The sequence below is a fragment of the Caulobacter sp. P1_D6 genome, assembly GCF_056406095.1.
This window is the reverse complement of record NZ_JBFUAW010000071.1, coordinates 1-26,585: the sequence shown is the minus strand read 5'-3', so window position 1 is coordinate 26,585 and position 26,585 is coordinate 1. Positions and strand designations below refer to the sequence as shown.

Here is a 26,585-nt window from a genome sequence, read left to right as displayed (position 1 = left end):
GCGCCGACACCTCCCCCACAGGGGGAGGAACTACGTCCCCCGAGGCTTAGCCCTAGTCGTCGGAGCGGCGCCCGCCGGATCATCCGGCCAGACATGCCTCGGATACCGCCCCTTCATCTCCGTCCGCACCTCCCGCCAGGACCCCTTCCAGAACCCCGGCAAGTCCCGCGTGATCTGGATCGGCTTGTGCCCCGGCGACAGCAGGGCCAGCACCAGCGGCACGCCGCCCACCGTCGGATGCGTCGTCAGGCCGAACAGCTCTTGCACCCGCACATCCACGCGCGGCCCGCCGTCGGCGGCGTAGTCGATGGCGAAGCTGGATCCGGTCGGCGCCGTGAACCGCGCCGGGGCCTCGGCGTCGAGGCGGCGGTGCAGCTCCCACGGCACGAGCGTGCGGATCGCGTCGGTCAGGGCGCCGTCGGGGAGCTGGCTCAAGGCCGAGCGGCCGACCAGCAGAGGCTCCAGCCATTCCGGCAGACGTTCCAGCAGAGCCGCATCGGACAGGTCGGGCCAGGTCTGGGCGTCGCGGTCGCGCAGGAAGGCCGCGCGGCGGCGTAGGGCCTGGGCGCCCTCGCCCAGAGGCGCGGCCGACAGGCCCTCGCGCCGGACCTGATCCAGCAGCGCCCCGGCCACCAGCGCCGGATCGACCTTGTCCAGCAGCCGCTCCTCGACCACCAGCTTGCCCAGGCGCAGCAGGCGGCGAGCGCGTACCTTGCCCTTGGCGTCGGGCTCCAGCCGGTCCTCGGCGATCAACCGGTCGGCGAAGGCCTCGCGCAGGGCGACCTCGTCCAGCGGCGCGGCCAGCAGGATTCGGTCACGGGCCTCGCCGCCGCCCAATTCCCCCACCGCCAGCCAGGTCTCGCGAGCCAGGGCGTCGGTGGGTTCCAGATAGACCCCCCGCCCGCCGGCTAGTTGGTATTCGCCCGGCTTGCCCCGCGCCCGGGCCACCCGCTCCGGATAGGCCTCGGCCAGCAGCAGGGCGTCGTCGAGCGGCGTCGCGCCGGAAGCCCGGCCGGCAGAGCGGGCCCATCGCTCCGACAAGGTCCGGGCGTCGCGGGCCCTGGGCGAGCGGTCGCGGTCGAAGCTCTCCAGCCGGTGGCGCAGATCGACGTCGCGACCGCCCAGGCCCTGCTCGCTGAGCACGGCGGCGATCTTCGCGCCCCGCTCGGCCTGGCCGGAAGCGGCGGCGCGGACCACCATGTGGGCCAGGCGCGGGGCCAGGGGCATGTCGGCCAGGGCCCGGCCGTGGGCCGTCAGGCCGCCCTGCCCGTCCAGGGCCTGCAGGCGGTTGAGCAGGATCCGCGCCTCGGTGAAGGCGGCGGTCGGCGGCTTGTCGAGGAAGGCCAGGTCATTGACGTCGCGCGCCCCCCAGCGGGCCAGGTTCAAGGCCAGGTTCGACAGGTCGGCTTCCAGGATCTCGGGCCGGGCGAAGGCCGGCAGGGCCCGGGTCTCGGGCTCGTCCCACAGGCGATAGCAGACGCCCGGCTCGGTGCGCCCGGCCCGGCCCCGGCGCTGGTCGGCGGCGGCGCGCGACACGCGGACGGTCTCCAGCCGGGTCAGGCCGCTGGACGGATCGAAACGCGGCACGCGAGCCAGGCCGCAGTCGATCACCACCCGAACACCCTCGATGGTCAGGCTGGTCTCGGCGATCGAGGTGGCCAGCACCACCTTGCGACGCCCCGGCGCGGCAGGCGCCACGGCGCGGTCCTGCTCGGCGGGCTCCAGCGCGCCGTACAGCGGCGCGACATCGACCTCGGGCCGGCGCAACCGATCGCGCAGCATCGTCTCGGTCCGGCGGATCTCGCCCTGGCCCGGCAGAAAGACCAGCAGGCTGCCGCTCTCCTCGGCCAAGGCCCGCTCGACGGCGCGGACCACGCGCTCCTCCAGCCGCTGACGCTCGTCGCGGCCCAGATAGCGGGTGTCGACCGGGAACATCCGTCCCTGGCTCTCGACGATCGGCGCATCGCCCAGCAAGGCCGAGATCCGCGCCCCGTCCAGGGTGGCCGACATCACCAGGATCTTCAGGTCCTCGCGCACCAGCCCCTGGGCGTCGCGGGCCAGGGCCAGGCCCAGGTCGGCGTCGAGGCTGCGCTCGTGGAACTCGTCGAAGATCACCGCCGCCACGCCGTCCAGGCCCGGATCGTCCAGAATCATCCGGGTGAACACGCCCTCGGTCACCACCTCGACGCGGGTCCTGGCCGAGACCTTCGACTGCAGCCGCACGCGGAAGCCCACCGTCTCGCCGACGCTCTCACCCAGGCTCTGGGCCATGCGCGAGGCCGCGGCCCGGGCGGCCAGGCGACGCGGCTCCAGCATGACGATCTTGCCGCCGGCGACCCACGACTCGCCCAGCAGGGCCAGCGGCACGACCGTGGTCTTGCCCGCGCCGGGCGGCGCGACCAGCACGGCGGCCTCGCGCGCGCTCAAGGCCGCTTTCAGGGCCGGCAAGGCCTCGTGGATGGGAAGGGTCACCCGGCGGGTTTAACGGCGAGCGGCCAAATCGCCAAGCCGACCGCCTAACCCAGAGGCAGCAACGGCTACGAAGCGTGCTGCGTCGCAACATCCGTCTGGCAGGTCATGGCGCGTATTGCGCACAGAGGGGCGAACAATTACGCACGCCCTCCGCTTTACCTTGACCGCGTCCTGTTAACCGGGCCACGGTCCGCAAAATTTGTCTACGCGGTGCCCCGGGGGGAGCCGCGGGTCTCTGGAGGAAATATGTGGCGCGTTAAGTCACTGGATGCGATTCTAGCAACGGCCAAGAAGAAGTCGCTGCATCGCTCGCTCGGTCCCATTCAACTCACCCTGCTGGGCGTCGGCGCCATCATCGGCACCGGCATCTTCGTCCTGACCGCCGCCGCCGCCCAAAAGGCCGGCCCGGGCATGATGTGGAGCTTCGTGATCGCCGGCGCCGTCTGCGCCATCGCCGCGCTCTGCTATTCGGAACTGGCCTCGATGCTGCCGGTGTCGGGCTCGGCCTACACCTACACCTACGCCGTGATGGGCGAACTGCTGGCCTGGATGGTCGGCTGGGCGCTGATCCTGGAATACGCGGTCGCCGCCAGCGCCGTTTCGGTCGGATGGTCGGGCTATTTCCTCGGATTGATCGAGAACGCCCTTCACTTCCATTGGCCTGATCTTCTTCGATCCGGTCCCGCCTGGTCGATGAACGGCTTCGTGCCGACCGCCGACTTCAGCAAGGGCATCGTCAACATCCCGGCCATCATGGTGGCTCTGGCCGTGACGGCGCTGCTGGTTCGCGGCACCACCGAAAGCGCTCGCGTCAACGCGGTGCTGGTGGTGATCAAGGTCACGGCCCTGACGGCCTTCGTGATCCTGACCATCCCCGTGATCAAGACCGGCAACTTCTCGCCCTTCACCCCCAACGGCTGGTTCGGTCCGACCGGGACGACGGGCATGGGCGTGGTCGGCGCCGCCGCCTCGATCTTCTTCGCCTATGTGGGCTTCGACGCGGTCTCGACCGCCGCCGAAGAGACCAAGAACCCGCAACGCAACGTGCCGATCGGCCTGATCGGCAGCCTGGCGCTCTGCACCGTGTTCTACCTGCTGGTCGCGGCCGGCGCGATCGGCGCCATCGGCGCCCAGCCGGTGCTGGCCCTGGACGGTTCGGTCGTCCAGCCCGGTTCGGCCGCCTTCCAGGCCGCCTGCGCCACCGCCGCCAACGCCGACCGCCTGGTCTGCTCGAACGAAGCCCTCGCCCACGTGCTGCGCGAGATCAACTGGCCGGTCGTCGGCAACCTGCTGGGCCTGGCCGCCAACCTGGCCCTGCCCTCGGTCATCCTGATGATGATCTACGGCCAGACCCGGATCTTCTTCGTCATGGCCCGCGACGGCCTGCTGCCGCAAAGCCTGGCCAACATCCACCCGAAGTGGAAGACGCCGTACATCGTGACGATCTTTACGGGCGTCTGCGTCGCGATCGCGGCGGCGTTCTTCCCGGTGGGCCAACTGGCCGACATCTCCAACTCCGGCACCCTGTTCGCCTTCTTCATGGTGGCGATCGCGGTGATGGTGCTGCGGGTGAAGGATCCGAACCGTCCGCGTCCGTTCAAGACGCCGGCGGTCTGGGTCATCGCGCCCCTGGCCATGGTCGGCTGCGCGGGCCTCTACTTCAACCTGCCGCTCGAGGCGATGGCGGTCCTGCCGATCTGGGGCGCCCTGGGCCTGGTAGTCTACTTCGCCTACGGCTATCGCAAGAGCCACGTCGGCCGCGGCCTCACCGACGAGGTCCACGAACTGGACCCCGACGCGCCGCCCACCGGTCTGCCCGGCGCGGAATAGTCTTGATCCTGAGCCGATAACGCTTAGGTCGGACGGGCGGAGGTCTTCGGATCTCCGCCCGTTTTCGTTCTGGAGCCCGCCCCGCATGGCCGAGATGCCGATCCGCGCCGTCATCGCGCCGGTCACGCCGCTGCAGCAGAACTGCACGATCGTCTGGTGCGCCAAGACCAAGAAGGCCGCCGTGATCGATCCCGGCGGCGAGGTGCCGCGCCTGATGAAGGCGCTGAGCGACCAGGGCCTGACCCTGGAGAAGATCTGGATCACCCACGGCCACATGGACCACGCGGGCGGGGCGGCCGAGCTCAAGCGCCTGACCGGCGTTCCGATCGAGGGACCGCACAAGGACGACCAGTTCTGGATCGATCAGATCCAGTCGACAGGCGAGCGCTACGGCGTGCCCGAGGCGCGGATTTTCGTCACCGACCGTTGGCTGGACGACGGCGACGTGGTCACCCTGGGCGAGACCCAGTTCGAGGTGCTGCACTGCCCCGGCCATACGCCGGGCCACGTGATCTTCTTCCACCGCCAGGCGCGCTTCGCCCAGGTGGGGGACGTGCTGTTCAAGGGCTCGATCGGCCGCACCGACTTCCCGCGCGGCAACCACCAGGACCTACTGGACGCCATCACCGGCAAGCTGTGGCCGCTGGGCGACGACGTCCAGTTCGTGCCGGGCCACGGCCCGATGTCGACCTTCGGGGCCGAGCGTCGGTCCAACCCGTTCGTCAGCGACCTGGCGATCGAAGCGATGAACGTCGAAGGCAAGGACTACGAAGCGCCGGTCAACCGCTCGCCGGGCTAGGCGGGCTAGTTCGCGGGAGTACGCCGGGCCGGCTGTTCGGCCGCGCTGAGCGAGCCGTCCTTGTCGGCGTCCAGCTTGGCGAAGCGGGCCTTGCTGGCGGCCAGGGCTTCGGCCTCGGTGACCTTGCCGTCGTGGTCGGCGTCCATCGCCGCGAACATGCCGCCCCCAGCGCCGGGCCCCGGACCCGCGTCGGGCCGCGCGGCGCGGCGCTCTTCCATCCGCTTCTCGATCGCGGCCAGCTCGGCGGCGTCGATCACCCCATCCTGGTTGGGGTCCATGCGCTGGAACCGCGCCTTGGCGGCGGCCTCGAATTCCTGGGCGCTGATCACCCCGTCACCATTGGCGTCCTGATTGCCGCGCGGCCCCTGGGCGTGGGCGAGACCGGCGACGGAGGCGAGAAGGACGGCGAAGGCCGTCGGCAGAAGGCGGGACATGCTTGTCTCCAAACAACGATTGCGGGGATTGGTCGCATGCGCGGGTTGCTTCCCTGTTGCAGCCGTGAAATCTGCTGGAGACGGGGGCGTGGAAAGAGCAAGTCATGGAAAGTTCGCAAGATCCCGCGACGGCCTCCGCCGCCGCCTCCACGTCCGGCCAGAACACCTCCGGTCAGAACACCGATCCCGCGCGCGGCGCCCGCATCCTGATCGTCGACGACGATCCAGGCATCCGCGACGTCGTGGCCGACTTCCTGGGCCGCCACGGCTACAGCATCGACACCGCCTCCGACTCCCGGACCATGGAGCAGGCCCTGGCCCGCGGGCCGGTCGACCTAGTGGTGCTGGACATCATGCTGCCCGGCGAGGACGGCCTGGCCATCTGCCGCCGCCTGTCGGCCGCCGACGGCCCCGCCATCATCATGCTCTCGGCCATGGGCGAGGAGACCGACCGCATCGTCGGGCTCGAGCTCGGCGCCGACGACTACCTGCCCAAGCCGTGCAATCCGCGCGAGCTGCTGGCCCGCATCCGCGCCGTGCTGCGCCGCCGGCAGGAGCCGCGCACGGTCGACGACGGCATGGGCGCGGCCTGCGAGTTCGCCGGCTGGCGCCTGGACCTGGTCCGCCGCGAGCTGCGCTCGCCGCAGTCGGTGGTGGTCAACCTGTCGAGCGGCGAGTTCTCGCTGCTGCGCGCCTTCGTCGAGCGTCCGCAGCGCGTGCTGACCCGCGACCAACTGCTGGACCTGGCCCGAGGCCGTGAAAGCGACGCCTACGACCGGGCCATCGACGTCCAGATCAGCCGCCTGCGCCGCAAGCTCGACGACGGCGGCGGCGGCGAACTGATCCGCACCATCCGCAGCGAAGGCTACATGTTCACGTCCAAGGTGACCCGCACCCCATGAGCGAACGCGTGCGGGTGAAGGGCCCGAGCAGCGCCCCGCTGTTCGTCCAGGCCCTGGGCCTGGTCATCGTCACCCTGGTGGCGGCGCAGCTGATCGCCATCGCCGTGGTCTTTACCCTGCCCCCGCCGCCGCCCGAGATTTATCGGCTGAGCGAGATCGCGCGGGCCCTGAAGACCGACGTGACCGTCCAGCCTCGCGATGGCCGCGCCCTGATCATCCGTCGTCACGCCGGACCGATCCGTGGCCTGGTGGACAACCGTCGCCGCGCTGAGTTCAAGGCCGCCCTGGCCCGCGAGGTCGGCATCGACGCCGCCCGGATCGAGATCGACCTCGATACCGGTCCGAAGTTCTTCGTTCGCGCCCAAAAGCGCACCCTGATCCAGAGCCTCCCTCCGCGCGACGGCGGCCCCGACGCTCAGGGTCGACGCGGCCCCGGCCCCGGGGTCGATGGTCCGTCCCCTCCTCCGCCGGTCGGCATGGGCGCTCCGCGCGAGCGCCGTGGCCCGCCCCGCGCGATCGTCGACGGTCCCAAGGACGAGCCGTTCATCTTCGGCGACTTCAAGTTGGCCATCCACCAGGACGACGGCCGTTGGACGATCGTCGAGCCCAAGCCGGCCATCCGTTTCGACAGCTGGCAGCAACGGATCCTGCTGATACTAGCCCTGTCGGTGCTGTGCGTCTCGCCCCTGGCCTGGCTGTTCGCCCGCCGGCTGTCGGGCCCGATCAGCGCCTTCGCCGGCGCGGCCGAGCGCCTGGGCCGCGACCCGCGCGCCGCGCCCCTGGCCCTGCACGGCTCGTCCGAGGTGATCGCCGCGGCCAACGCCTTCAACATGATGCAGGAGCGCCTGCGCCGCTATGTCGAGGACCGCACGGCGATGATCGGCGCGGTGGCCCACGACCTGCGCACGCCCCTCACCCGCCTGCGTTTCCGGATCGAGGCCGTGCCGGACGACGTCCGCGCCAAGCTGGCGTCCGACATCGACCAGATGGAGGCGATGATCGCCGCCACCATGGCCTTCGTGCGCGACACCACGCGCCCGGCCGAGCGCACCAAGCTGGAACTGGCCTCCCTGCTGGAAAGCATCATCGACGAGGCGGCCGAGACCGGCGGCCAGGCCTCGGTGGAACTGGGCGAGAAGATCATCATCGACGGCGACCCCGTCGCGCTGCGCCGCCTGCTGACCAACCTCGTGGAGAACGGCCTGAAGTACGGCGGCGCCGTGCAGGGCCGGGTTCGCGCCGACGGCCGGCTGGCGGTGATCGAGATCGACGACGTCGGTCCCGGCATTCCTCCCGCCGAGCTGGACCGGGTGTTCGAGCCGTTCTTCCGCAGCGAGCCCTCGCGCAACCGTGAGACCGGAGGGATCGGCCTGGGCCTGGCCGTGGTCCGCTCGGTGGCCCGCGCCCACGGCGGCGACGTCACCCTGCACAACCGTCCCGAAGGCGGGCTGCGCGCCCGGGTCGAACTGCCGTTCTAGGTCCCGGATACGCAACGGATAAGGAACCCGCCCATTTGTTGCGGGCCCGCAAAAGCTGCGCCATACGCACGACATGCCGGCGGGCTTGATCAAGGGATGCAAACTCCCGCCCTCCCCACCCTGGCCGGCCTGCGCGCCACCTGCATCCTGATGTTCGCCGCCCTGTCCCTGGGCGCCTGCGCGTCCGGGCCGCCGCAGGATGGTCCGCGCGGCGACTGGGGCAAGGCGCCGCGCGACCGCCCCCCGGGCGAGGGCGAGGGAGGGGGTCCGCCGCGCCAGCCGCGCCGCAGCCTGTTCATCAGCCCGGCGGGCGAGCCGTTCCGCGCCGAGCCCGGCGCCCCCTATCCCGTCGCCACCTGGTTCGCCGGGGCCGACGCCGACCATGACGGCGCCCTGACGCGCGACGAGTTCGTCGCCGACGCCCTGCGGTTCTTCGACAGGATCGACGGCGACCACAGCGGGGTCATCGACGGGTTCGAAGCCTCGACCTACGAGACCCAGGTCGCGCCCGAGATCCTGCAGGGCTTCCAGGGCGGCGGTGAAGGTCCCGGCGTGCGCGGCCAGGGCGGCCCGCGCGGACAAGGCGGTCATGGCGGCGGGCGACGTGGCGGCGGCGGTGGCGGAAAGCGCAGCGGCGGCGGACCGATGGGCGGCATGCTGCAAGGCGCCACGCCCTACAGCCTGCTGGCCGAACCCGAGCCCGTGATGGCGTCCGACGGCGACTTCGACCGCCGCATCACCCGCGCCGAGGCGGCCAAGGCGGCCAAGGCCCGCTTCGCCCTGCTCGACACCGACGGCGACGGCAAGCTGCGGCTGGCCGACCTGCCGCAGACCCCGCTCCAGGCCCGCCTGGAAGGTCCGCGCCCTAACTCACCAGTCCGGCGATGATGTTGATCCCCAGGGCCAGGACGGCGGTGTTGTAGAAATAGGCGCAGACCGCCTGGGCGGTGACGAGGTTGCGCAGCTTGGCCGTCAGCACGTTGTTGTCCGAAACCTGGAACGTCGCCCCGATGCTGAAGGCCAGGTAGACGAAGTCCAGATAGGTGCTGGCCGGCTCGCCGGGGAACAGGAAGCCGGGCTTGTCCGTTCCGTCGCCGAAGTGGCGATGGGCGTAGTGCAGCGTGAACACCGAGTGCAGAACCACCCAGGACAGCACCAGGGTGACGCCCGCGCAGGCCGCGGTGATCGCCTGGATCTCTGGTCCCGCCGACTTCGCATGCAGCATGGCGGCCACCACCGCGGCCAGGCTCGACAGGATCGCGGCCAGTATGATCAGCAGAATCTGCGACGGCTTCTCGTCCTCGGCTGCGGCCCGCCGACGCACCTCGGCCTCGTCGGCCGTCAGGAAGAGATGCCAGGTGGTCGTCACGTAGAGCAGCGCGCAAACGTCCCAGCCGATCAAGATATGCGTGCTGACCGGAGCATTTAAATGACGCGCCGCGAGCCAGCCGAAAATGCCGGCCAGGCCGGCCGCCCATAGCCGCCAATGGCGCGATATTGCTGCGCTTTCAGGTTTTTTCGGTGTGGCCTTGGTCATGCCGTTCGCCTTGCTCCCGCGAGGCTTAACACCAAACTCTGCAATTTTGTCTCGCCTGTTGGGTGAACCGAACGCGACTTCACCGGTTACTTCACTGGAACCATGGAAGGACGCCATGACGGACCCCGACGCTCCGCCGCCGATCGAGCCCTCGCAACCCGACTACGATCCGGGCGCAACGCCCGATGAAGAGCCGATGCGCGAGCCGCCGGTCCAACCGGGCGACGACCGGCCCTATGATCGTTCAGCCACGCCGTTCCCCCCCGTGACCAGTCCCGATTAGGAGCAACCTATGGACCTCGACACCGAACGGCCCCGCGGCCGCCGAGGCTTCGCCGCCATGGACCCCGAACGTCGCCGCGAGATCGCGCGTAAAGGGGGCGCCAGTGTGGTCCGGGGGCCGCGGCCGCTCTCGACTTGACCGCCGCCCGCCTCAGCCGGCCAGGGCGAAGACGCCGAAGCTCGGGCTGTCGCTGATCCAGCGCGCCGCGACCTTCCAGCCCGCGCGGCGGGCCAGCTCCACGAACATCTCCGGGGTGTATTTGTAAGAGTTCTCGGTGTGGATCGTCTCACCGGCTTCGAAGCGAATCTCGCGGCCCGCCAGTCGCGCCGTCTGATCGACGCGGCTGACCAGATGCATTTCCATGCGGCTTTCGTCGGCGTTCCAGATCGCCCGATGGTCGAAGGCCTCGAGATCGAAGTCGCCGCCCAGCTCCTTGTTGATCCGCGCCAGCACGTTCTTGTTGAACGCCGCCGTCACGCCTTGGGCGTCGTCATAGGCGGGCACCAGGACGTCCGGGCTCTTGGCGATGTCCACCCCGACCACGAACATCGCGCCGTCGCCCATCAGCTCGTGAGCGCCGCGCAGGAAGTCCTCGGCCTCGGCCGGCGCGAAGTTGCCGATCGTCGAGCCCGGGAAGAAGCCGGTCACCGGCCGTCCCCGCGCCGCCGCGGGCAGCCGGACCGCGCGGGTGAAGTCGTCCACCAGCGGCGCGACGATCAAGCCCGGATAGTCGCGGCGAAGCGCCTCGCTCGCCTCGTCCAGCGCCGACTGGCTGATGTCGATCGGGACGTAGACGGCCAGTTGCGGCATGGCGTCCAGCAGGAGCCTGGTCTTGGTGCTGGCCCCGCTGCCGAATTCGACCAGGGCCGCGCCCTCCATCACCCGGGCGGCGATCTCGGGCGCGATCCGGCGCAGCAGCGCCGTTTCGGTGCGGGTGGGATAATATTCCGGCAGCTCGCAGATCGCCTCGAACAGGCGCGAGCCCTCGGCGTCGTAGAAGTACTTGGCCGGCAGCGTCTTGCGCCCGGCCGTCAGGCCCGCCAGCGCATCCTCCAGGAACGTCGAGGTCGGCGTCGCCGTCTCGCGGTCCAGCACGCTCATGTCATCGGCCAAGCGAACCCCCGTGAACGCCCAACGCTGGGCTGGATGGAAGAAATTGCGATACGACGGCCGCGCATGACCGGGCGGCGTCTCGGCCGCCCCGCCCCGCAGGACCATCTGGTTGATCATGAACTTGCCGTTGTACTCGCCTAAGGCCCCAGCGCCGGGCTTGAAGCCCGGATAGGCGACGTAGGGGCTGGCGGTCCATTGCCAGGCCTCGTCGGACGTCTGGCGCAGCCCCCGCCCTTCCGGAGCCGTGACGGCGACCTCCCACTCGGCCTCGGTCGGCAAGCGGCGGCCGGACCAGGCGGCGAAGGCGGCGGCCTCGTAGTAGCTGACGTGACCCACCGGCGCGTGGGGATCGATCGGACGTCGGCCCGAAAGGGTCATGACCGACCAGGCGCCGTTGTCATCTTGCCGCCAGTAGAGCGGCGCTTCCCAGGCCTGCTCGTTGACGGCCGCCCAGCCGTCCGAGAGCCAAAGGTCGGCCCGGCGATAGCCGCCGCCCTCCATGAAGGCCAGCCACTCGCCGTTCGTCACCAGCCGGTCGGCCAGGCGATAGGGCTCCAGATAGACCTTGTGGCGCGGCCGCTCGTTGTCGAAGGCGAAGGCGGGACCCTCGTCGCCGATCTCGGTCAGCCCGCCCTCGAAGGCGAGATAGCGGATCGTGGCGGCGACCGGTCGCTCCGGCGGCGGCGTGTCGCGATAGGCCGGCTGCAGGGGCGACTGGGCGAACAGGTGCAGCAGGTCCATCAGGATCAGCTCCTGGTGCTGCTCCTCGTGGGCCAAGCCCAGGTCCAGGCGCTCGATCACCTCGGCGGTCGGCGATGTGGTCAGCAGGCGGATCATGGCGGCGTCGACATGGGCGCGATAGGCCCCGACCTCGTCGGCCGACGGCCGGGTGATCAGGCCGCGCAAGGGCCGCGGCTGGCGAGGCCCCACGGCCTCGTAATAGGAATTGAACAGATAGGCGAAGGCCGGATCGAACACCCGATAGCCCGGCAGGAACGGCGTCAGCAGGAAGGTCTCGAAGAACCAGGCGGTATGGCCCCGGTGCCATTTGACCGGACTGGCGTCCGGCATCGACTGCGCGCCCTGGTCCTCGGGCGAGAGGGGCTTGGCCAGGGCTTCGGTGCGTCGCCGGACCGCCAGATAGCGATCCACAAGGGCGATGGCGCGGGCCTCTGTGGCCTCCCGTGCGGGGGTGTCGTCGGGACTCATGCGCTCTCCTGCGGCCCTGCGTCGGGAGCTTGCCGCCGCCCGATGAGCTCAACGAATAAGCAACTTGAGTGTTCCCCCCGCCCCGTTCAAGCGGCGCCGGGAATAAAAAGTGAACGCAGGTCGAAGAACATCGGCGGCGGCCGTCCGCTCAGAGCAGGAAGGGCTCCGGCCCGTCGTCGATCGGCAGGTGGACCACCGGCGGACTTTCGGCCTCGGGCGCCGCCTTGGCGGGCCTCGACGGCGCCTTGCGCAGCAGCCGGCCGACCCGCTGCAACAGCTGATCGTCCTTGAACGGCTTGGCCAAGAAGTCCCGGGCGCCCAGGGTGATGGCCTGCTGGACGTCGTCGGGCTGATTGCGGGCCGTCAGCACCATGGTCGGCGTGTTCAGCCCCTCCAGCCGCATCTTGCGCAGCAGGCCAAAGCCGTCGAGCCGAGGCATGTTGAGGTCCAGCACCAGGGCCGAGGGCCGCAGTTCGTGCAGGCGCGCGAGGCCCTCGAAGCCGTCGCGGGCGAAATAGGTGTCGTAGCCCGCGATATCGAGACGGGTGGTGATCAGGTCCAGGATGATCGGATCATCCTCGACGATCAGGATGCGCGTGCGCCCCACCTCACGCCTCCGCGAGGTCGAGGGGATCGACGTCGTCGGGAGCGCCGTTCCAACGCGTGCACCGATCCACGACCTCGACCAGGTCCGCCGCCATGATGGGCTTGGACACCAAGCCGTCGAAGCCGTGGTCCGGGCCCAGGAGGCCATGGTCCGCATCCGCCGTGAAGGCCAGGATCGGGACGTCCTGGTTGGGGCCGGGCGTGTCGCGGATCTCGCAAAGGGCGTCGGTTCCGGAAACCCCGGGCATCCGCAGGTCCATCAGGATGCAGTCGAACGGCTCGACGGCGGCGGCCTCGATCGCGGCGCGGCCGCCGGCGGCTTCGGCCACCTCGGCGCCCATGTGCTCGAGCACGGTGCGGGCCAGTTCGCGATTGACGAAGTTGTCGTCGACCACCAGCACGCGAACCCCGTCCAGACGGTGGACGTCGGCCGCCGGCGCGGGCCCGGGCGTGGGAAGCTCGCCGGCTAGGCCGATCACCTGCTCAGCCAGGATGTGGAAGGTGAACTCCGTCCCCTCGCCCGGAACGCTGGTCACCGCGATGCCGCCGCCCATGGCCTCGGTCAGGCCCTTGCAGATCGCCAGGCCCAGGCCGGTCCCGCCGTGCTTGCGGGTCGAAGAGGCGTCGACCTGCGAGAAGCGCTGGAAGAGCTTGATCTGCTGCTCGACGCTCATGCCCTCGCCGGTGTCCTCGACCCGCATGCGCAGCGTCGCCGCGCCGGCGTCGTAGCTGGCGAACAGCCGCACGGCCCCCTGCTCGGTGAACTTGACCGCGTTCCCCACCAGATTGAGCAGCACCTGGCGGACACGGTCCGGATCGATCATCACCCGCTCGGGCAGGTCGCCTTCGGCCTGGCACTCCAGCCACAGCCCCTTCGCGTCGGCCTGGGGCGCGAACAGCGCCAGGGCGTCCTGGGCCACCGCCAGCGGCGAGACCGCGCGCGGCGTGATCTCGACCTGACCCGCCTCGAGCTTGGAGAAGTCGAGCACGTCGTTGACGATCGCCAGCAGCGCCTGGCCGGCGCTCGACACCCGCTGCACGTACCGCTGGGACACCTCGTCCAGGTCGGGCCGCTGGGCCAGCAGCCCGGAGAAGCCGATGACCGCCGTCAGGGGGGTGCGGATCTCGTGGCTCATATTGGCCATGAACTCGCCCTTCACCGTCGCGGCCGCCTCGGCGGCGGCGCGGGCGGCGGCGAGCGCGCCTTCCTGAACGACCTGGTCGGTCACGTCGCGGATCACGTCGAGGAATCCAGTCGGTGCATCGGTCGCCGGGTCGCGCAGCAGCGACGGGTTCGATTCCAGCCAGACATCCCGCTCGGCCGACTTGTGCGGCACCCGCCAGCGCACCCGCTCGGACGGCTTGCCCTTGGTCAGGTTGCGATAGATCCGGCGCACCCTCAGGCGATCCTCCGGATAGGCCAGATCCAGCGCGCTGCGGCCGACCACCTCGTCGGGCCCATAGCCCAGCAGAGCGTGGCACGACGCGGCGACGAACGTGACCCGTCCGGCCAGATCGGCGGTGATGATCATGTCGGTGGTGTTTTCCGCCATCAGCCGGTAGCGGGCCTCGCTGTCCTTCAGCGCGGCCTCGGCCTCGCGCCGGGCGGTCAGGTCCTCGATCTGCGAGATGAAATAGCGGGGCGAACCGTCGGGATTGTCGACCCGCGACACCGACAGCTGGATCCAGATGATCGCGCCGTCCTTGCGGATGTAGCGCTTGTCCATCCGGTAGGTCGAGATCAGCCCGTTGTAGAGGTCGGTCACCAGACTGAGGTCGGCGTCCAGGTCGTCCGGGTGAGTGATGGCCTGGAAGTCCAGGGCCAGCAGTTCCTCGCGGCTGTAGCCGACCATCTCGCACAGCGTCGGATTGACCTTCAGGAACGACCCGTCGAGCCCGACCAGGCATTCGCCGATCGCGGCGTGCTCGAAGGCGTTCTCGAACAGCTCAAGCTGCGCCTTGCGCTCGCTGATGTCGTGCATCAGCGCGGTCAGCTCCCAGCCCGCCGCGTCGCGCACCGCGCTGACCGCCAGTTCGATCGCGAACTCGACGCCGTCCTTGCGCCGGGCGATGGTCTCGACGCGCTGGTCGATGTCGTCGCCGAAGCCGCCGCCCAGGAAGGCCGCCACGCCGGCGTGGCCCGCGGGCAGGATCATCGCCAGATCGGCGCCGACCGCCTCGGTCGTGCTCCAGCCGAAGGTCAGCTCGGCATGACGGTTCCAGCCCGTGATCCGCCCCGCTTCGTCGGCGGTGACGATGGCCTGGTGCGCGCTGGCGATCACGTTGCGGGCCCGGTCCTCGCTGGCCCGCAACGAGCGTTCCAGATCGCGCACGGCGGTGACGTCCCAGTTGACGCCCACCAGCCGGATCGGCGCGCCGTCCTCACCGCGCACGACCGTGGCCTGGGCCCGTACATGCCGCACCTCGCCGCTGGGGCGCACGATCCTGAACTCGGTGTCGTAGGGCGTCTCGCCCGCCAGGGCGGCCCTATTTCGCGCCTCTTCCTCAGCGCGATCGGCGGAATGCACGCAGTCTATGAACCGGTCGACGTCCAGAGGCTCGCCGGGGGGCAGGCCGTAGAGGGCGTACATCCGGTCGTCCCAAGTCACCGCGTTGGTTTCGACGTTCCACTCCCAGACGCCGATCTGGCCGGCCTCGGTGGCCAGCAGCACGCGCTCGGACATCGCGCGATAGCGAGCTTCGTCCTCGGCGCGCGAGATCTCGGCCGTGACCTTCGCCGTGATGTCGATGACAGCGCCGAACAACGCGATCACCTGCCCGGCCGCATCGCGTTCGCAATAGCCGTGGCCTTCGAGGTAGCGCAGTCCGCCGTCAGGCAGCACGATGCGGGTCACGGCCAGCTTCCAGTCGATCCCCTCCTCGCGCGCTCGTTTGAGCCGGGCCTGTTGGGCCGGACGGTCTTCCGGATGCACCGCCGCGAGGAACTGGTCCAGTCGGAGCTCGGAATCGGGGTCCAGGCCATAAATCGTCGCGACGTGCGGCGACCAGTTGGCCTCGCCGGTCGCCAGGTCGACCCGCCAGTACCCGATGCCAACCACTTCCTCTGCAAGGGCGCTCAGGCGCGCCATGCGTTCGGCGCGTTCCTGGAGTTCTCGGCGCTCGGTGACGTCCCGGAAGACATTGACGATCTCGGTGGCCCGGCCCTCGGCGTCGCGAACGATGTGAGGGTTGCCTTCGAGCCATATCCAGCGACCGTCGCCCGCCCGATAGCGATGCTGGCGGTTGATGGAAGGGTGGGGCGGCTCGCCGGCGTAGAGCTGGGCGGAATTGACCCGGAAGCGTTCGAGATCGTCGGGATGGACCAGACGATCGGCGGTCGTGCCGATTAGCTCTTCGGGTTCATAACCCCACGCTCGGCAAGCGGGCGACACGTACAGCAGAGCGCCGTCCAGGGCGCAACGGACGATGACGTCGGAGGTGTTCTCGGCCAGAAGTCTGTAGCGCGCCTCGCTGGCGGTCAGGTTTTCGAGATTGCGGACCTGGTCGGTGACGTCCTGGAACAGGCCGATCAGCGCGACGACCTCGCCGTGCTCGTCCAGTTCGCATCCGGCCTTGGACTGAACGATCCGCGTCTCCCCGTCGGCGCGGATCATCCGGGCCTGGAAGTTGCACGTCTCCTTGGTGGCCATCGCCTGCAACAGTTGGGCGGCGACCCGATCCCGATCTTCGGGATGGTAGACCTCCAGGCCGTCGTCGAGGCTGGGGACATAGGTCTGGGGATCGACGCCATGGATCTCATAGACCAGGTCCGACCAGAAGAGTTCGCGGCTGACGAGGTCATAGCGCCAGTGGGCGACGCCCGACATGGTCTCGGCCAGTTGCAGCAGGCGGGCCTGCTCCGAGCGCACGCGGTGGAGGCGCATCCGCTCCAGTTCGTCGACGACGATGCACGCCAGGGTGCGCAGGCGGTCCAGCTCGCGATCCGTGGGGCGTGGACGGGGCTTGGTGTCGATGACGCACAGCGTGCCGAGATTGTCGCCCTCGGGCGAGGTCAGCACGGCGCCGAGGTAGAAGCGCACGCCCAGGCCGCCGGTCACCGAGGGATAGTCCGAGAACCGCGGGTCCAGCGTCGCGTCTTCGACAACCATCAGCGCGTCGGGCCCCTGCTCGATGGCCACGCTGCAGAACGCCTCGCCGCGAGGCGTCGAGCAGTCCGACAGCCCTTGGCGCGACTTGAACCACTGGCGCTCTTCGTCGATCAGCGAAACCAGGGCGATGGGAGCGTCGAACAGGTCGCAGGCCAGCTGGGTGACGCGATCGAACGCGACGTCGGGCGACGTGTCGAGGACGCCGTAACTCTGGAGCGTCCGGATTCGCCTCGCTTCGGTGTGGTTCATCTGGGCCTCCGACGGGACATTCTGACCTGAAAGGGGTTCCAGCCCGGSGTGGCGGCGGATCCGTCGCCTAGGGACGCTTGGGGATCTCCAGCCCGCGCTGGACGGCCGGACGAGCCAGGCCGCGCTCCAGCCAGGCCGGCACGTGCTTGAGGCTGCCGTAGTCGACCAGTTCGCCGGCCTCGTAGAAGCCGTTGATGTTCCGCACCCAGCCCAGGGTGGCGATGTCGGCGATCGTGTACTCGTCGCCCATGATCCAGTCGCGGTCGGCCAGGCGGGTCTCCAGCACGCCCAGCAGGCGCTTGGACTCGGCGACGTAGCGATCGCGCGGACGCTTGTCCTCGTATTCGCGGCCGGCGAACTTGTGGAAGAAGCCGACCTGGCCGAACATCGGGCCGATCGCGGCCATCTGGAAGAACACCCAGGCCAGGGTCTCGTAGCGGCGGGCGGGGTCCTTGGGCAGGAACTTGCCGGTCTTTTCCGCCAGATAGACCAGGATCGCGCCCGACTCGAACAGGCCCAGGGGCTTACCGTCCGGACCGTCCGGGTCGATGATGGCGGGGATTTTGCCGTTGGGGTTCAGCGACAGGAATTCCGGCCCCCAGGTCTCGTTCTTGCCGATGTCGATGGTGTGCGGCTCATACGGCAGGCCGGTCTCCTCCAGCATGATCGACACCTTGACCCCGTTCGGCGTGGGCAGGCTGTAGAGCTGCAGCCGGTCGGGATGCTGGGCGGGCCAGCGCTGGATGATCGGGAAGGCTGAGAGATCGGTCATGATCGGCTCCGAAAGCAAAAAAGCCGTCCATACCGGCGCGGCCGAGCTTGTCAGATGGTCCCGACGGGCGCGGCGACAAGTGACCGCGCGCCAAAAGCTTGGTCCCTATCCCTGTCGCACCTTGGCCGGTTCGGTCGCCGGAGCCTCGGCGTCCAGCACCGCGCGGATCTTGGCCGCCAGGGCCGGACCCAGGTAGGGTTTGTCGATCATCGGGAATTCGTTGGCCCAGGACGCCGCCTCGTCGCCCACATAGCCGGAGGTCAGCAGCACCTTCAGACCAGGGCGCTCCTTGAGCGCGGCGTGGGCCAGTTCGACGCCGTTGACGCCGCCGGGCATGACCACATCGGAAAACAGCAGGTCGAACGCCTTGCGGCTCTTCAGGCGCTTCATCGCGGCCGCGGCGCTGTCGGCCGTGGTCACCTGATAGCCCAGGCCCTCCAGCGTCTCGACCGCCATGGCCAGGACGGCGGGATCGTCCTCGACCACCAGCACGCGTTCCGTCCCGCGAACGGCTTCGGGGGTCTCCTCGCTGACCCCGCGCTGGCTGAGCGCCGCCTTGCTGAGCGGCAGATAGATCTCGAACACCGCGCCCTTTCCCGGCGCGCTGCTCACCGAGACCTCGCCGCCGGACTGGCGCACGAAGCCGTAGACCTGCGACAGACCCAGCCCCGACCCCTTGCCGATCTCCTTGGTCGTGAAGAACGGCTCGAAGATACGCGAGGCCACGTCGGCGTCCATGCCCTGGCCGGTGTCGCGCACGACGACCAGGACCTTGGGCTCGTCCCCGCCGACGGTCTTGGTCGCGACCGACAGGACGCCGCCGCCCTCCATCGCGTCGCGGGCGTTGACCGCCAGGTTCAACAGGGCGCTCTCGAACTGGGCGGCGTCGAGGTGGGCCGGCAGCGGCTCGGTCGCCAGGCTGAGATCGATGCTCACCGCCTCGCCGACCGCCTGGCGCAGCAGCGGCGCGAAGTCCGAGATCAGCACGTTGAGATCGACGGTCAGCGGGTTCAGGCGCTGGCGACGCGAGAACGCCAGCAACTGGCGGGTCAGGGCCCCGCCCTTCTCGGCCGCCAGGCGCACGGCCTCGATCTGCCGGGACAGCTCGTGCTGCTCGCCGGTCCGGCGCTTGATCAGCTCGATATTGCCCAGGACCACGGTCAGCAGGTTGTTGAAGTCGTGGGCGACCCCGCCGGTCAGCTGGCCCACCGCCTCCATCTTGCGGGCGTGGCTCAGTTGCTCCTCCAGCCCGCGGCGTTCGGTGTTGTCCAGCAACGTGCCCAGCACCACCTGCCGACCGCTTTCCTCGTCCATGGCCAGCACGCCCTGGTCGATTAGCGAACGGTAGGTCCCGTCGGCGCATTGCCACCGGTATTCGCAGCTGTAGACGCCGGACTTTCGGGCCTCGGCCTGGGCGCGCACGACGATGTCGACGTCGTCGGGGTGGACGCGGCTGATGCCGAACTCGGCCGTGGCCAGGAAATCCTCGGCCGAGAAGCCGGTCAGCTCCATGACATTGCCGCCGACGAACAGCGGCTCGTAGGGGGAGTCCGCCGTGCGCGAATGGAAGACCACCGGCAGCGCGCGAAGGATCGCCTCCTGGCGCTCCTGGGTGCGGCGCAGGGCCCGTTCGGCGGCCAGCTTCTCGGCGTGGATCCGGGCGTTCTCCTCGATCAGCAGACGCCGGCTCTCCGACTGCTGCTCCAGCTCGAGGGTCTTGATGTGCAAGTCGACCAGCACCTGCACCTTGGACCGCAGGATGAACGGGTCGACCGGCTTGAACACCACGTCTACAGCCCCGGCCGAATAGGCCTTGAAGATATGGGCCTCGTCGCGGAACACCGCGGTCAGGAAAACAATGGGCACGTCGCGGTTGCGGCGACGCTGGCGGATCAGTTCCGCCGTCTCGTAGCCGTCCATGCCCGGCATGTGCAGATCGAGCAGGATCACCGCGAAGTCGTCGGTCAGCAGGTGACGCAGGGCCTCCTCGCCCGACCGGGCGACCACCAGTTCCTGATCGAGGGTCTCCAACGCCTGGATCGCGGCGAAGGCGTTGCGCTCATCGTCGTCGACGATGAGGATCTTCGTCCTGGGTCTGTCCTCGGGCGGTGGAACCGCCTGATGCTTTACCGCGGGTACCGTCATTGCGCGGCGGCGGTGCTGTGGATGGTGATGACATTGTCGCCGGCCAGGCGCTGGGCGTCGGTGCGCTGGACCGAAACGCGCAGGACCGAGATCAGCTGGTCGATGTCCACGGGCTTGGACACATAGTCCGAAGCGCCGGCCTGGATGCACTTCTGGCGGTCGCCCTTCATCGCCTTGGCGGTGACGGCGATCACCGGCAGGTCGGAGAACCGCGATCGGGCCCGGATTTCGCGCATGGTCTCGTACCCGTCCATGTCGGGCATCATGATGTCGACCAGCACCATATCCACCGCAGGCAGGCTGTCGAGCAACTCCAATCCTTCTCGGCCGCTTTCGGCGTAGCGAAGTTCGATCCCGTACTCCTCCAGGGCGCTTGCCAGCGAGAAGATGTTGCGGATGTCGTCGTCGATCACCACCGCGGTCAGGCCCGTCAGGACGGCGTCCGCGTGGCGGCTGTGGGCGATCATCGCCTTGGCCGGCGTGGACAGGCGCTCCAACGGCGCGTGCAGCGACATGGTGACGTGGTCGATCAGCTGCTCGGGCGTGCGAGCCAGACGCGCCAGGCCGGAGAACACCGCCAGACGCAGCCGGCGATCATCCTCGGGGTCCAGATCGTCAGGCGCATAGAGCACCGCCACGCCCGAAACGGCGCCGCGCTGCTTGAGGATGTCGATGAACGGACCGACCGGGCCTGGACCGACGTCGATCACCAGGCAGCCGCCCTCGCCCGTGAAGGCCTCGTCCGGCAGGTCCGACAAGGCCGGCACGACCTCCACGGCGCCGATGGCGTCGCGCAGCGTATCGGCGGCCTGGCCCGGTCCGCCGACCAGGATCGGGGCGCGACCGGTCTCAGCGACCAGTTTCTTGACCTTCTCCAGCGTCGAGGCGACCGCCTCGCGCTCCACCGGCTTGCTGGTGAAGCCGAAGGCGCCCATCGACAGGCCCAGGCCGCCGTGGTCGTCGGCCGAGATCACCTGCACTGGGATGTGGCGGGTGTCGGGCGTGCGCTTCAGCAGGTCCAGCAGGGCCAGGCCGTCCATGTCGGGCAGGCCGATGTCCAACATGATGGCGTCGGGCGTGAAGCGCCGGGCCAGGGACGGCACGGCCGAGCCTTCGCCGGTGACCACCCCCTTGAAGCCGCCGTCACGCACCAGCGACAGCAGGATCGAGGCGAAGCGGGTGTCGTCCTCGACGATCAGCACCACGGCGTCGCCGGGTTCGATCTGCTCGCGGTCGTCGGCCACCGTCTCGGCGGGTTCGACCGATCCGGTCTCCATCGTCGACAGGCGGAAGGTCTGGACCGGCGAGGTGGCGGGACGCAGCGGCTGCGACGACTGGGGCTGGGCCGCCGGGCTGAAGTTCAACGGCAGGTACAGGGTGAAGATGCTGCCCTGGCCCGGCGTCGAGACGACCCGCAGCTCGCCGCCCAGCAGGCGGGTGATCTCGCGGCTGATCGACAGGCCCAGGCCCGTGCCGCCGTACTTGCGGCTGGTGGTGCCGTCGGCCTGCTGGAAGGCCTCGAAGATGATCCGCTGCTTGTCCTCGGGGATGCCGATGCCGGTGTCCTCGACCGAGAAGGCCAGCACCTGTCCGGCCTTGTTGAGGTGGTCGTTGCCGCTGGCCCAGCCGTCCTCGGCGCGAGCGATGGTCAGGCGCACCGAACCGGTCTGGGTGAACTTGAAGGCGTTGGACAGCAGGTTCTTGATCACCTGCTGCAGGCGCTTGTCGTCGGTGTACATCGAGCGCGGCAGGGCCGGGTCGATGTTGACGAAGAAGTCCAGCTTCTTGTCCTGGGCCAGCTGCGAGAACGTGCGGTCGGTCTGGTCGCGCAGGGACGCGAACGACATCTCGCCGATGTCGAGGGTGACCGTGCCGCTCTCGATCTTCGACAGGTCCAGGATGTCGTTGATCAGGCCCAGCAGGTCGGCGCCGGCGCTGTGGATGTTGCGGGCGAACTCCACCTGCTTGGCGCTCAGATTGCCCTGCGAGTTCTCGCTGAGCATCTTGGACAGGATCAGCAGGCTGTTGAGCGGCGTGCGCAGCTCGTGGCTCATGTTGGCCAGGAACTCGGACTTGTACTTCGAGGTCAGGGCCAGCTGTTCGGCCTTTTCCTCCAGCGCCGCCTTGGCCTGCTCGACCTCGGTGTTCTTGGCTTCCACCTGCTTGTTCTGGGCCGACAGCAGGACCGCCTTGTCCTCCAGCTCGGCGTTGGTCTGCTGCAGTTCGTCCTGCTTGGACCGCAGCAGCTCTTCGGATTGGCGCAAGCTGGCGGCCTGCAGTTCCAGGCGGTCGTTGGTCTTCTTCAGCTCTTCCTGCTGAGCCTGGAGCTCGGAGGTCAGCAGTTGGGACTGCTCGAGCAGGCCTTCGGTCCGCATGTTGGCGGCGATGGTCGACAGCACGATGCCGATGGATTCCATCAGCTGGTCGAGGAAGGCCTGCTGGGTCTCGTTGAAGGCCCCGAAGGTGGCCAGTTCGATCACCGCCTTCAGTTCGCCTTCGAACAGGGCGGGCAAGACGATGATGTTCTGCGGCGCGGCCTCGCCCAGGCCCGAGCTGATCTTGATGTACTCGGACGGGACGTTGGTCAGCAGGATGCGCTGGCGCTCGGCCGCGCACTGGCCGATCAGGCCTTCACGCTGGCGCAGGCGAGCCGGCGGCCGGTCGCCGGGGTTCGACGCGTAGCTGGCGGCCAGGTTCAGCACCGGCTCGCCGTTCACGTCGTGGTCGGAGACGTAGAACACCCCGTGCTGGGCGTTGATCAGCGGGGCCAGTTCCGACAGCACCAGGTTCGACACGGTCGACAGGTCGCGTTCGCCCTGCAGCATGCGGCTGAACCGGGCCAGGTTGGTCTTCAGCCAGTCCTGCTCGGTGTTCTTCAACGTCTGATCCTTCAGATTGCGGATCATCTCGTTGATGTTGTCCTTCAGGGCGGCGACTTCCCCCGACGCTTCCACGGTGATCGACCGCGTCAGGTCGCCCTTGGTCACGGCGGTGGACACCTCGGCGATGGCGCGGACCTGGGTGGTCAGGTTGGCGGCCAGTTCGTTGACGTTGTCGGTCAGGTCGCGCCACAGGCCGGCGGCGCCCGGCACCCGCGCCTGGCCGCCCAGCTTGCCTTCCGAACCCACTTCGCGGGCCACGTTGGTCACCTGGTCGGCGAAGGTGGCCAGGGTCTCGATCATGCCGTTGATGGTGTCGGCCAGCGAAGCGATCTCGCCCTTGGCGTCCAGGGTCAGCTTGCGCTTCAGGTTGCCCTGGGCGACCGCGGTCACGACGTCGGCGATGTTACGAACCTGGCCGGTCAGGTTGGCGGCCATCATGTTGACGTTGTCGGTCAGGTCCTTCCAGGTGCCGGCGACGCCGGGCACCTGGGCCTGACCGCCCAGCTTGCCCTCGGTGCCGACTTCCCGCGCCACGCGGGTCACTTCCGAGGCGAAGCCGTTCAGCTGATCCACCATGACGTTGATGGTCGACTTCAGCTCCAGGATCTCGCCCTTCACGTCGACGGTGATCTTCTTGGAAAGGTCGCCCTTGGCGACGGCGGTGGTGACGTCGGCGATGTTGCGGACCTGGCCGGTCAGGTTGGCGGCCATGAAGTTGACGTTGTCGGTCAGGTCCTTCCAGGTGCCGGCCACGCCCTTCACCTGCGCCTGGCCGCCCAGCTTGCCTTCGGTGCCGACTTCCCGCGCCACGCGGGTCACTTCCGACGAGAACGAGTTCAACTGGTCCACCATGACGTTGATGGTGTTCTTCAGCTCCAGGATCTCGCCGCGCACGTCGACGGTGATCTTCTTGCTGAGGTCGCCCATGGCGACGGCGGTGGTCACCTCGGCGATGTTACGGACCTGGCCGGTCAGGTTGCCGGCCATCAGGTTGACGTTGTCGGTCAGCTCCTTCCAGGTGCCGGCCACGCCCTTCACCTGGGCCTGACCGCCCAGCTTGCCTTCGGTGCCGACTTCGCGGGCCACGCGGGTCACTTCCGAGGCGAAGCCGTTCAGTTGGTCCACCATGACGTTGATGGTGTTCTTCAGCTCCAGGATTTCGCCGCGCACGTCGACGGTGATCTTCTTGGAAAGGTCCCCATTGGCGACGGCGGTGGTCACCTCGGCGATGTTGCGGACCTGGCCGGTCAGGTTGCCGGCCATGAAGTTGACGTTGTCGGTCAAATCCTTCCAGGTGCCGGCCACGCCCTTCACCTGCGCCTGGCCGCCGAGCTTGCCTTCGGTGCCGACTTCCCGCGCCACGCGCGTCACTTCCGAACTGAACGAGTTCAGCTGGTCCACCATGGTGTTGATGGTGTTCTTCAGCTCCAGGATTTCGCCGCGCACGTCGACGGTGATCTTCTTGGACAAGTCGCCCATGGCGACGGCGGTGGTCACCTCGGCGATGTTGCGGACCTGACCGGTCAGGTTGCCGGCCATCAGGTTGACGTTGTCGGTCAGCTCCTTCCAGGTGCCGCCGACGCCGGTGACGTTGGCCTGGCCGCCCAGCTTGCCTTCCGTACCCACTTCCCGCGCCACCCGGGTCACTTCCGAGGCGAAGGCGTTCAGCTGGTCCACCATGACGTTGATGGTGTTCTTCAGCTCCAACACCTCACCCTTCACGTCGACGGTGATCTTCTTGGACAGGTCGCCCATGGCGACGGCGGTGGTCACCTCGGCGATGTTCCGCACCTGGCCCGTCAGGTTGCCGGCCATCAGGTTGACGTTGTCGGTCAGGTCCTTCCAGGTGCCGGCGACGCCTTCCACGCGGGCCTGGCCGCCCAGCTTGCCTTCCGTACCCACTTCCCGCGCCACCCGGGTCACTTCCGAGGCGAAGCTGTTGAGCTGGTCCACCATGGTGTTGATGGTGTTCTTCAGCTCCAGCACCTCGCCCTTCACGTCGACGGTGATCTTGCGCGAAAGGTCGCCGCGGGCCACGGCGGTGGTCACCTCGGCGATGTTCCGCACCTGGCCGGTCAGGTTGCCGGCCATCAGGTTTACGTTGTCGGTCAGCTCCTTCCAGGTGCCGGCCACGCCCTTCACGTTGGCTTGGCCGCCCAGCTTGCCTTCCGTACCCACTTCGCGCGCCACCCGGGTCACTTCCGAGGCGAAGCTGTTGAGCTGGTCCACCATGGTGTTGATGGTGTTCTTCAGCTCCAGCACCTCGCCCTTCACGTCGACGGTGATCTTGCGGCTCAAGTCGCCGTTCGCGACGGCGGTGGTCACCTCGGCGATGTTGCGGACCTGGCCGGTCAGGTTGGCGGCCATCAGGTTGACGTTGTCGGTGAGGTCCTTCCAGGTGCCGGCCACGCCCTTCACCTGGGCCTGGCCGCCCAGCTTGCCTTCCGTACCCACTTCGCGGGCGACGCGGGTCACTTCCGAGGCGAACGAGCCAAGCTGGCCCACCATGGTGTTCACGACCTTGCCGATGCGCAGGAACTCGCCGCGCAGGGGTCGCTCCTCGTTCTCCAGGTCCATGGTCTGGCTAAGGTCGCCCTTGGCGGTGGCGCCGATCACGCGGGCCATTTCGGCGGTCGGGTGGACCATGTCGGTGATCAGGTTGTTGACCGCCTCGACGCTGGCCGCCCACGAGCCGGTGGCGCCTGGCAAACGAGCACGATGGTTGATCTTGCCCTGTTTGCCGACGACGTCGCCGAGGCGCTCGAACTCTTTGCTGATTTGATCGTTCAGATTGACGGCGTCGTTGAAGGCCTCGGCCAGTTCACCGTCCAGGCCGGACAGGTCGGTCGGCAGGCGCACCGAGAAGTCGCCGCGTCGGAAGGCGCGCAAGGCGGCCAGAAGCTGGTGGTTGTCGAGCCCGCGCTGTTGCGTCTTGGACTGTGCCGCCGGCATAGCAATACTCCACGTCGAAATCAGTTCGATCTTACGTGGGCGGCGCTAACTGGGAAGACGGTCCGAGCGCTTGAAGCGGTTTACGCTCTCAACAACCTAGACCGGTCCCCATGACCCCCCGAACGGGTCCAACGCGGGGGAAAATCTTTGGTTCCGCTTTTACGGTGAAGCTCTTTTCGAGCGATGGTCGCCTACCTGGCGCGCCATCTTCGCCCGGACGGAAGCCTCGACTTTTTCGACCCCGCGCAAGGCGTCGCCGGAGGCCTCCAGCTGGCTCTTGAAGGCGTGCAGGTCGCCGGTGTCGATCCTGCGGACCTTCTTGTCGCGCGCCCATTCCAGCCCGATCGTCTGGCCCAGCCGGCAGGCCTTGGGCAGCAGGACGGCCTGCTCGGCCGGACCGCCGCGCACCAGCAACTTGCCGACGATGTCGTTCCAGTTGGGCGAGCCGGCAAAGCACATCGGCAGGTGGTCGCACTCGCCGGTCCAGAACCGCCTGTACCAACGCTGGTGCAGCGAGGTGTCGAAGCGCAGGGCGGCCGGATCGAGCTGGGCGCGGCAGTCGGCGCGGACATAGTCCTGCGCCCAAGCCTGAGTTGGGGCCGCGCCGGCCAAGCCCACGCTCAGCACCAGCGCCGCGAACGCCGTCCCCCCGCCGCGCCGCATCGTCCTAGACCATGCTCGCCATCGGCCCGTCGGCGCGCCCGTCGACGAACTGGCGCACATAGGGATTGTCGGTCCGGTCCAGCTCGGCCGGCGCGCCGCGCCAGATGATCTTGCCGGCGTGGAGCATGGCGATCTCGTCGCCGATCGTGC

At 68.8% G+C, this 26,585-nt stretch carries 16 protein-coding genes and 2 pseudogenes; 7 read left to right on the top strand and 11 right to left on the bottom strand.

The features are described from left to right. Window positions 1-30: 30 nt before the first annotated feature. The gene (gene hrpB / locus AC1DYP_RS24585) at window positions 31-2,472 is read right to left on the bottom strand and encodes an ATP-dependent helicase HrpB (RefSeq protein ID WP_477048535.1); all 2,442 of its coding nucleotides are present in this window, start codon (window positions 2,470-2,472) and stop codon (window positions 31-33) included. A gap of 246 nt (window positions 2,473-2,718) precedes the next feature. On the opposite strand from hrpB, the gene AC1DYP_RS24580 reads away from it, so the two are divergent. Next, window positions 2,719-4,302, top strand: a complete 1,584-nt coding sequence (locus AC1DYP_RS24580) for an amino acid permease (RefSeq protein ID WP_477035309.1) — start codon at window positions 2,719-2,721, stop codon at window positions 4,300-4,302. 85 nt (window positions 4,303-4,387) lie between these two features. Continuing rightward, entirely contained in the window at window positions 4,388-5,101 is a 714-nt protein-coding gene (locus tag AC1DYP_RS24575) for an MBL fold metallo-hydrolase (RefSeq protein WP_477048534.1), read from the top strand. A 5-nt stretch (window positions 5,102-5,106) separates the two neighbouring features. On the opposite strand, the gene AC1DYP_RS24570 is transcribed toward AC1DYP_RS24575, so the two are convergent. Beyond that, window positions 5,107-5,535 (bottom strand): EF-hand domain-containing protein, encoded by a 429-nt coding sequence (locus AC1DYP_RS24570; RefSeq protein WP_477048533.1) that lies wholly within the window; start codon window positions 5,533-5,535, stop codon window positions 5,107-5,109. A 104-nt stretch (window positions 5,536-5,639) separates the two neighbouring features. On the opposite strand from AC1DYP_RS24570, the gene AC1DYP_RS24565 reads away from it, so the two are divergent. The 3 genes from AC1DYP_RS24565 (at window position 5,640) to AC1DYP_RS24555 (ending at window position 8,803) form a co-directional block, all read left to right on the top strand. Then, the gene (locus AC1DYP_RS24565) at window positions 5,640-6,437 is read left to right on the top strand and encodes a response regulator (RefSeq protein WP_477035306.1); all 798 of its coding nucleotides are present in this window, start codon (window positions 5,640-5,642) and stop codon (window positions 6,435-6,437) included. Beyond that, window positions 6,434-7,915 (top strand): ATP-binding protein, encoded by a 1,482-nt coding sequence (locus AC1DYP_RS24560; protein ID WP_477048532.1) that lies wholly within the window; start codon window positions 6,434-6,436, stop codon window positions 7,913-7,915. Before AC1DYP_RS24565 ends, AC1DYP_RS24560 begins: the two co-directional genes overlap by 4 nt. 96 nt (window positions 7,916-8,011) lie before the next feature. Continuing rightward, entirely contained in the window at window positions 8,012-8,803 is a 792-nt protein-coding gene (locus AC1DYP_RS24555) for a hypothetical protein (protein ID WP_477048531.1), read from the top strand. Here AC1DYP_RS24555 and AC1DYP_RS24550 read toward each other — a convergent pair. Beyond that, window positions 8,781-9,452, bottom strand: coding sequence for a DUF1345 domain-containing protein (locus AC1DYP_RS24550; protein ID WP_477048530.1), 672 nt, complete (start codon window positions 9,450-9,452; stop codon window positions 8,781-8,783). The two genes, AC1DYP_RS24555 and AC1DYP_RS24550, sit on opposite strands and share 23 nt — an antisense overlap. A gap of 115 nt (window positions 9,453-9,567) precedes the next feature. On the opposite strand from AC1DYP_RS24550, the gene AC1DYP_RS24545 reads away from it, so the two are divergent. Further along, window positions 9,568-9,735 (top strand): hypothetical protein, encoded by a 168-nt coding sequence (locus tag AC1DYP_RS24545; protein ID WP_200941430.1) that lies wholly within the window; start codon window positions 9,568-9,570, stop codon window positions 9,733-9,735. Between the two features lie 9 nt (window positions 9,736-9,744). Then, window positions 9,745-9,843, top strand: a pseudogene (locus AC1DYP_RS24540) (KGG domain-containing protein); the annotation flags it as partial. Between the two features lie 42 nt (window positions 9,844-9,885). On the opposite strand, the gene egtB reads toward AC1DYP_RS24540, so the two are convergent. The 8 genes and pseudogenes from egtB to AC1DYP_RS24500 all read right to left on the bottom strand — a co-directional run. Then, window positions 9,886-12,057, bottom strand: coding sequence for an ergothioneine biosynthesis protein EgtB (gene egtB, locus AC1DYP_RS24535; protein ID WP_477048529.1), 2,172 nt, complete (start codon window positions 12,055-12,057; stop codon window positions 9,886-9,888). A gap of 148 nt (window positions 12,058-12,205) precedes the next feature. Next, window positions 12,206-12,664, bottom strand: a complete 459-nt coding sequence (locus tag AC1DYP_RS24530; RefSeq protein WP_477048528.1) for a response regulator transcription factor — start codon at window positions 12,662-12,664, stop codon at window positions 12,206-12,208. Between the two features lies 1 nt (window position 12,665). After that, complete coding sequence (locus AC1DYP_RS24525) at window positions 12,666-17,021, bottom strand: PAS domain S-box protein (RefSeq protein ID WP_477048527.1); 4,356 nt, start codon at window positions 17,019-17,021, stop codon at window positions 12,666-12,668. Window positions 17,022-17,088: 67 nt separating this feature from the next. Continuing rightward, complete coding sequence (locus tag AC1DYP_RS24520) at window positions 17,089-17,793, bottom strand: glutathione S-transferase N-terminal domain-containing protein (protein WP_477048526.1); 705 nt, start codon at window positions 17,791-17,793, stop codon at window positions 17,089-17,091. A 105-nt stretch (window positions 17,794-17,898) separates the two neighbouring features. After that, the gene (locus AC1DYP_RS24515; RefSeq protein ID WP_477048525.1) at window positions 17,899-19,938 is read right to left on the bottom strand and encodes a response regulator; all 2,040 of its coding nucleotides are present in this window, start codon (window positions 19,936-19,938) and stop codon (window positions 17,899-17,901) included. Then, window positions 19,935-25,772, bottom strand: a complete 5,838-nt coding sequence (locus AC1DYP_RS24510) for a hybrid sensor histidine kinase/response regulator (RefSeq protein ID WP_477048524.1) — start codon at window positions 25,770-25,772, stop codon at window positions 19,935-19,937. Before AC1DYP_RS24510 ends, AC1DYP_RS24515 begins: the two co-directional genes overlap by 4 nt. A gap of 159 nt (window positions 25,773-25,931) precedes the next feature. After that, complete coding sequence (locus tag AC1DYP_RS24505) at window positions 25,932-26,435, bottom strand: hypothetical protein (protein WP_477048523.1); 504 nt, start codon at window positions 26,433-26,435, stop codon at window positions 25,932-25,934. A 4-nt stretch (window positions 26,436-26,439) separates the two neighbouring features. Then, window positions 26,440-26,585 (bottom strand): annotated as a pseudogene (locus tag AC1DYP_RS24500) (ABC transporter ATP-binding protein); the annotation flags it as partial.

What these genes read in the sequence shown, in the direction of transcription:
- AC1DYP_RS24580 (WP_477035309.1), top strand. Translation starts at nt 2,719, where the DNA reads ATGTGGCGCGTTAAGTCACTGGATGCGATTCTAGCAACGGCCAAGAAG.
- AC1DYP_RS24575 (WP_477048534.1), top strand. Translation starts at nt 4,388, where the DNA reads ATGGCCGAGATGCCGATCCGCGCCGTCATCGCGCCGGTCACGCCGCTG.
- AC1DYP_RS24570 (WP_477048533.1), bottom strand. Translation starts at nt 5,535, where the DNA reads ATGTCCCGCCTTCTGCCGACGGCCTTCGCCGTCCTTCTCGCCTCCGTC.
- AC1DYP_RS24565 (WP_477035306.1), top strand. Translation starts at nt 5,640, where the DNA reads ATGGAAAGTTCGCAAGATCCCGCGACGGCCTCCGCCGCCGCCTCCACG.
- AC1DYP_RS24560 (WP_477048532.1), top strand. Translation starts at nt 6,434, where the DNA reads ATGAGCGAACGCGTGCGGGTGAAGGGCCCGAGCAGCGCCCCGCTGTTC.
- AC1DYP_RS24555 (WP_477048531.1), top strand. Translation starts at nt 8,012, where the DNA reads ATGCAAACTCCCGCCCTCCCCACCCTGGCCGGCCTGCGCGCCACCTGC.
- AC1DYP_RS24550 (WP_477048530.1), bottom strand. Translation starts at nt 9,452, where the DNA reads ATGACCAAGGCCACACCGAAAAAACCTGAAAGCGCAGCAATATCGCGC.
- AC1DYP_RS24545 (WP_200941430.1), top strand. Translation starts at nt 9,568, where the DNA reads ATGACGGACCCCGACGCTCCGCCGCCGATCGAGCCCTCGCAACCCGAC.
- egtB (WP_477048529.1), bottom strand. Translation starts at nt 12,057, where the DNA reads ATGAGTCCCGACGACACCCCCGCACGGGAGGCCACAGAGGCCCGCGCC.
- AC1DYP_RS24525 (WP_477048527.1), bottom strand. Translation starts at nt 17,021, where the DNA reads ATGAACCACACCGAAGCGAGGCGAATCCGGACGCTCCAGAGTTACGGC.
- AC1DYP_RS24520 (WP_477048526.1), bottom strand. Translation starts at nt 17,793, where the DNA reads ATGACCGATCTCTCAGCCTTCCCGATCATCCAGCGCTGGCCCGCCCAG.
- AC1DYP_RS24515 (WP_477048525.1), bottom strand. Translation starts at nt 19,938, where the DNA reads ATGACGGTACCCGCGGTAAAGCATCAGGCGGTTCCACCGCCCGAGGAC.
- AC1DYP_RS24510 (WP_477048524.1), bottom strand. Translation starts at nt 25,772, where the DNA reads ATGCCGGCGGCACAGTCCAAGACGCAACAGCGCGGGCTCGACAACCAC.
- AC1DYP_RS24505 (WP_477048523.1), bottom strand. Translation starts at nt 26,435, where the DNA reads ATGCGGCGCGGCGGGGGGACGGCGTTCGCGGCGCTGGTGCTGAGCGTG.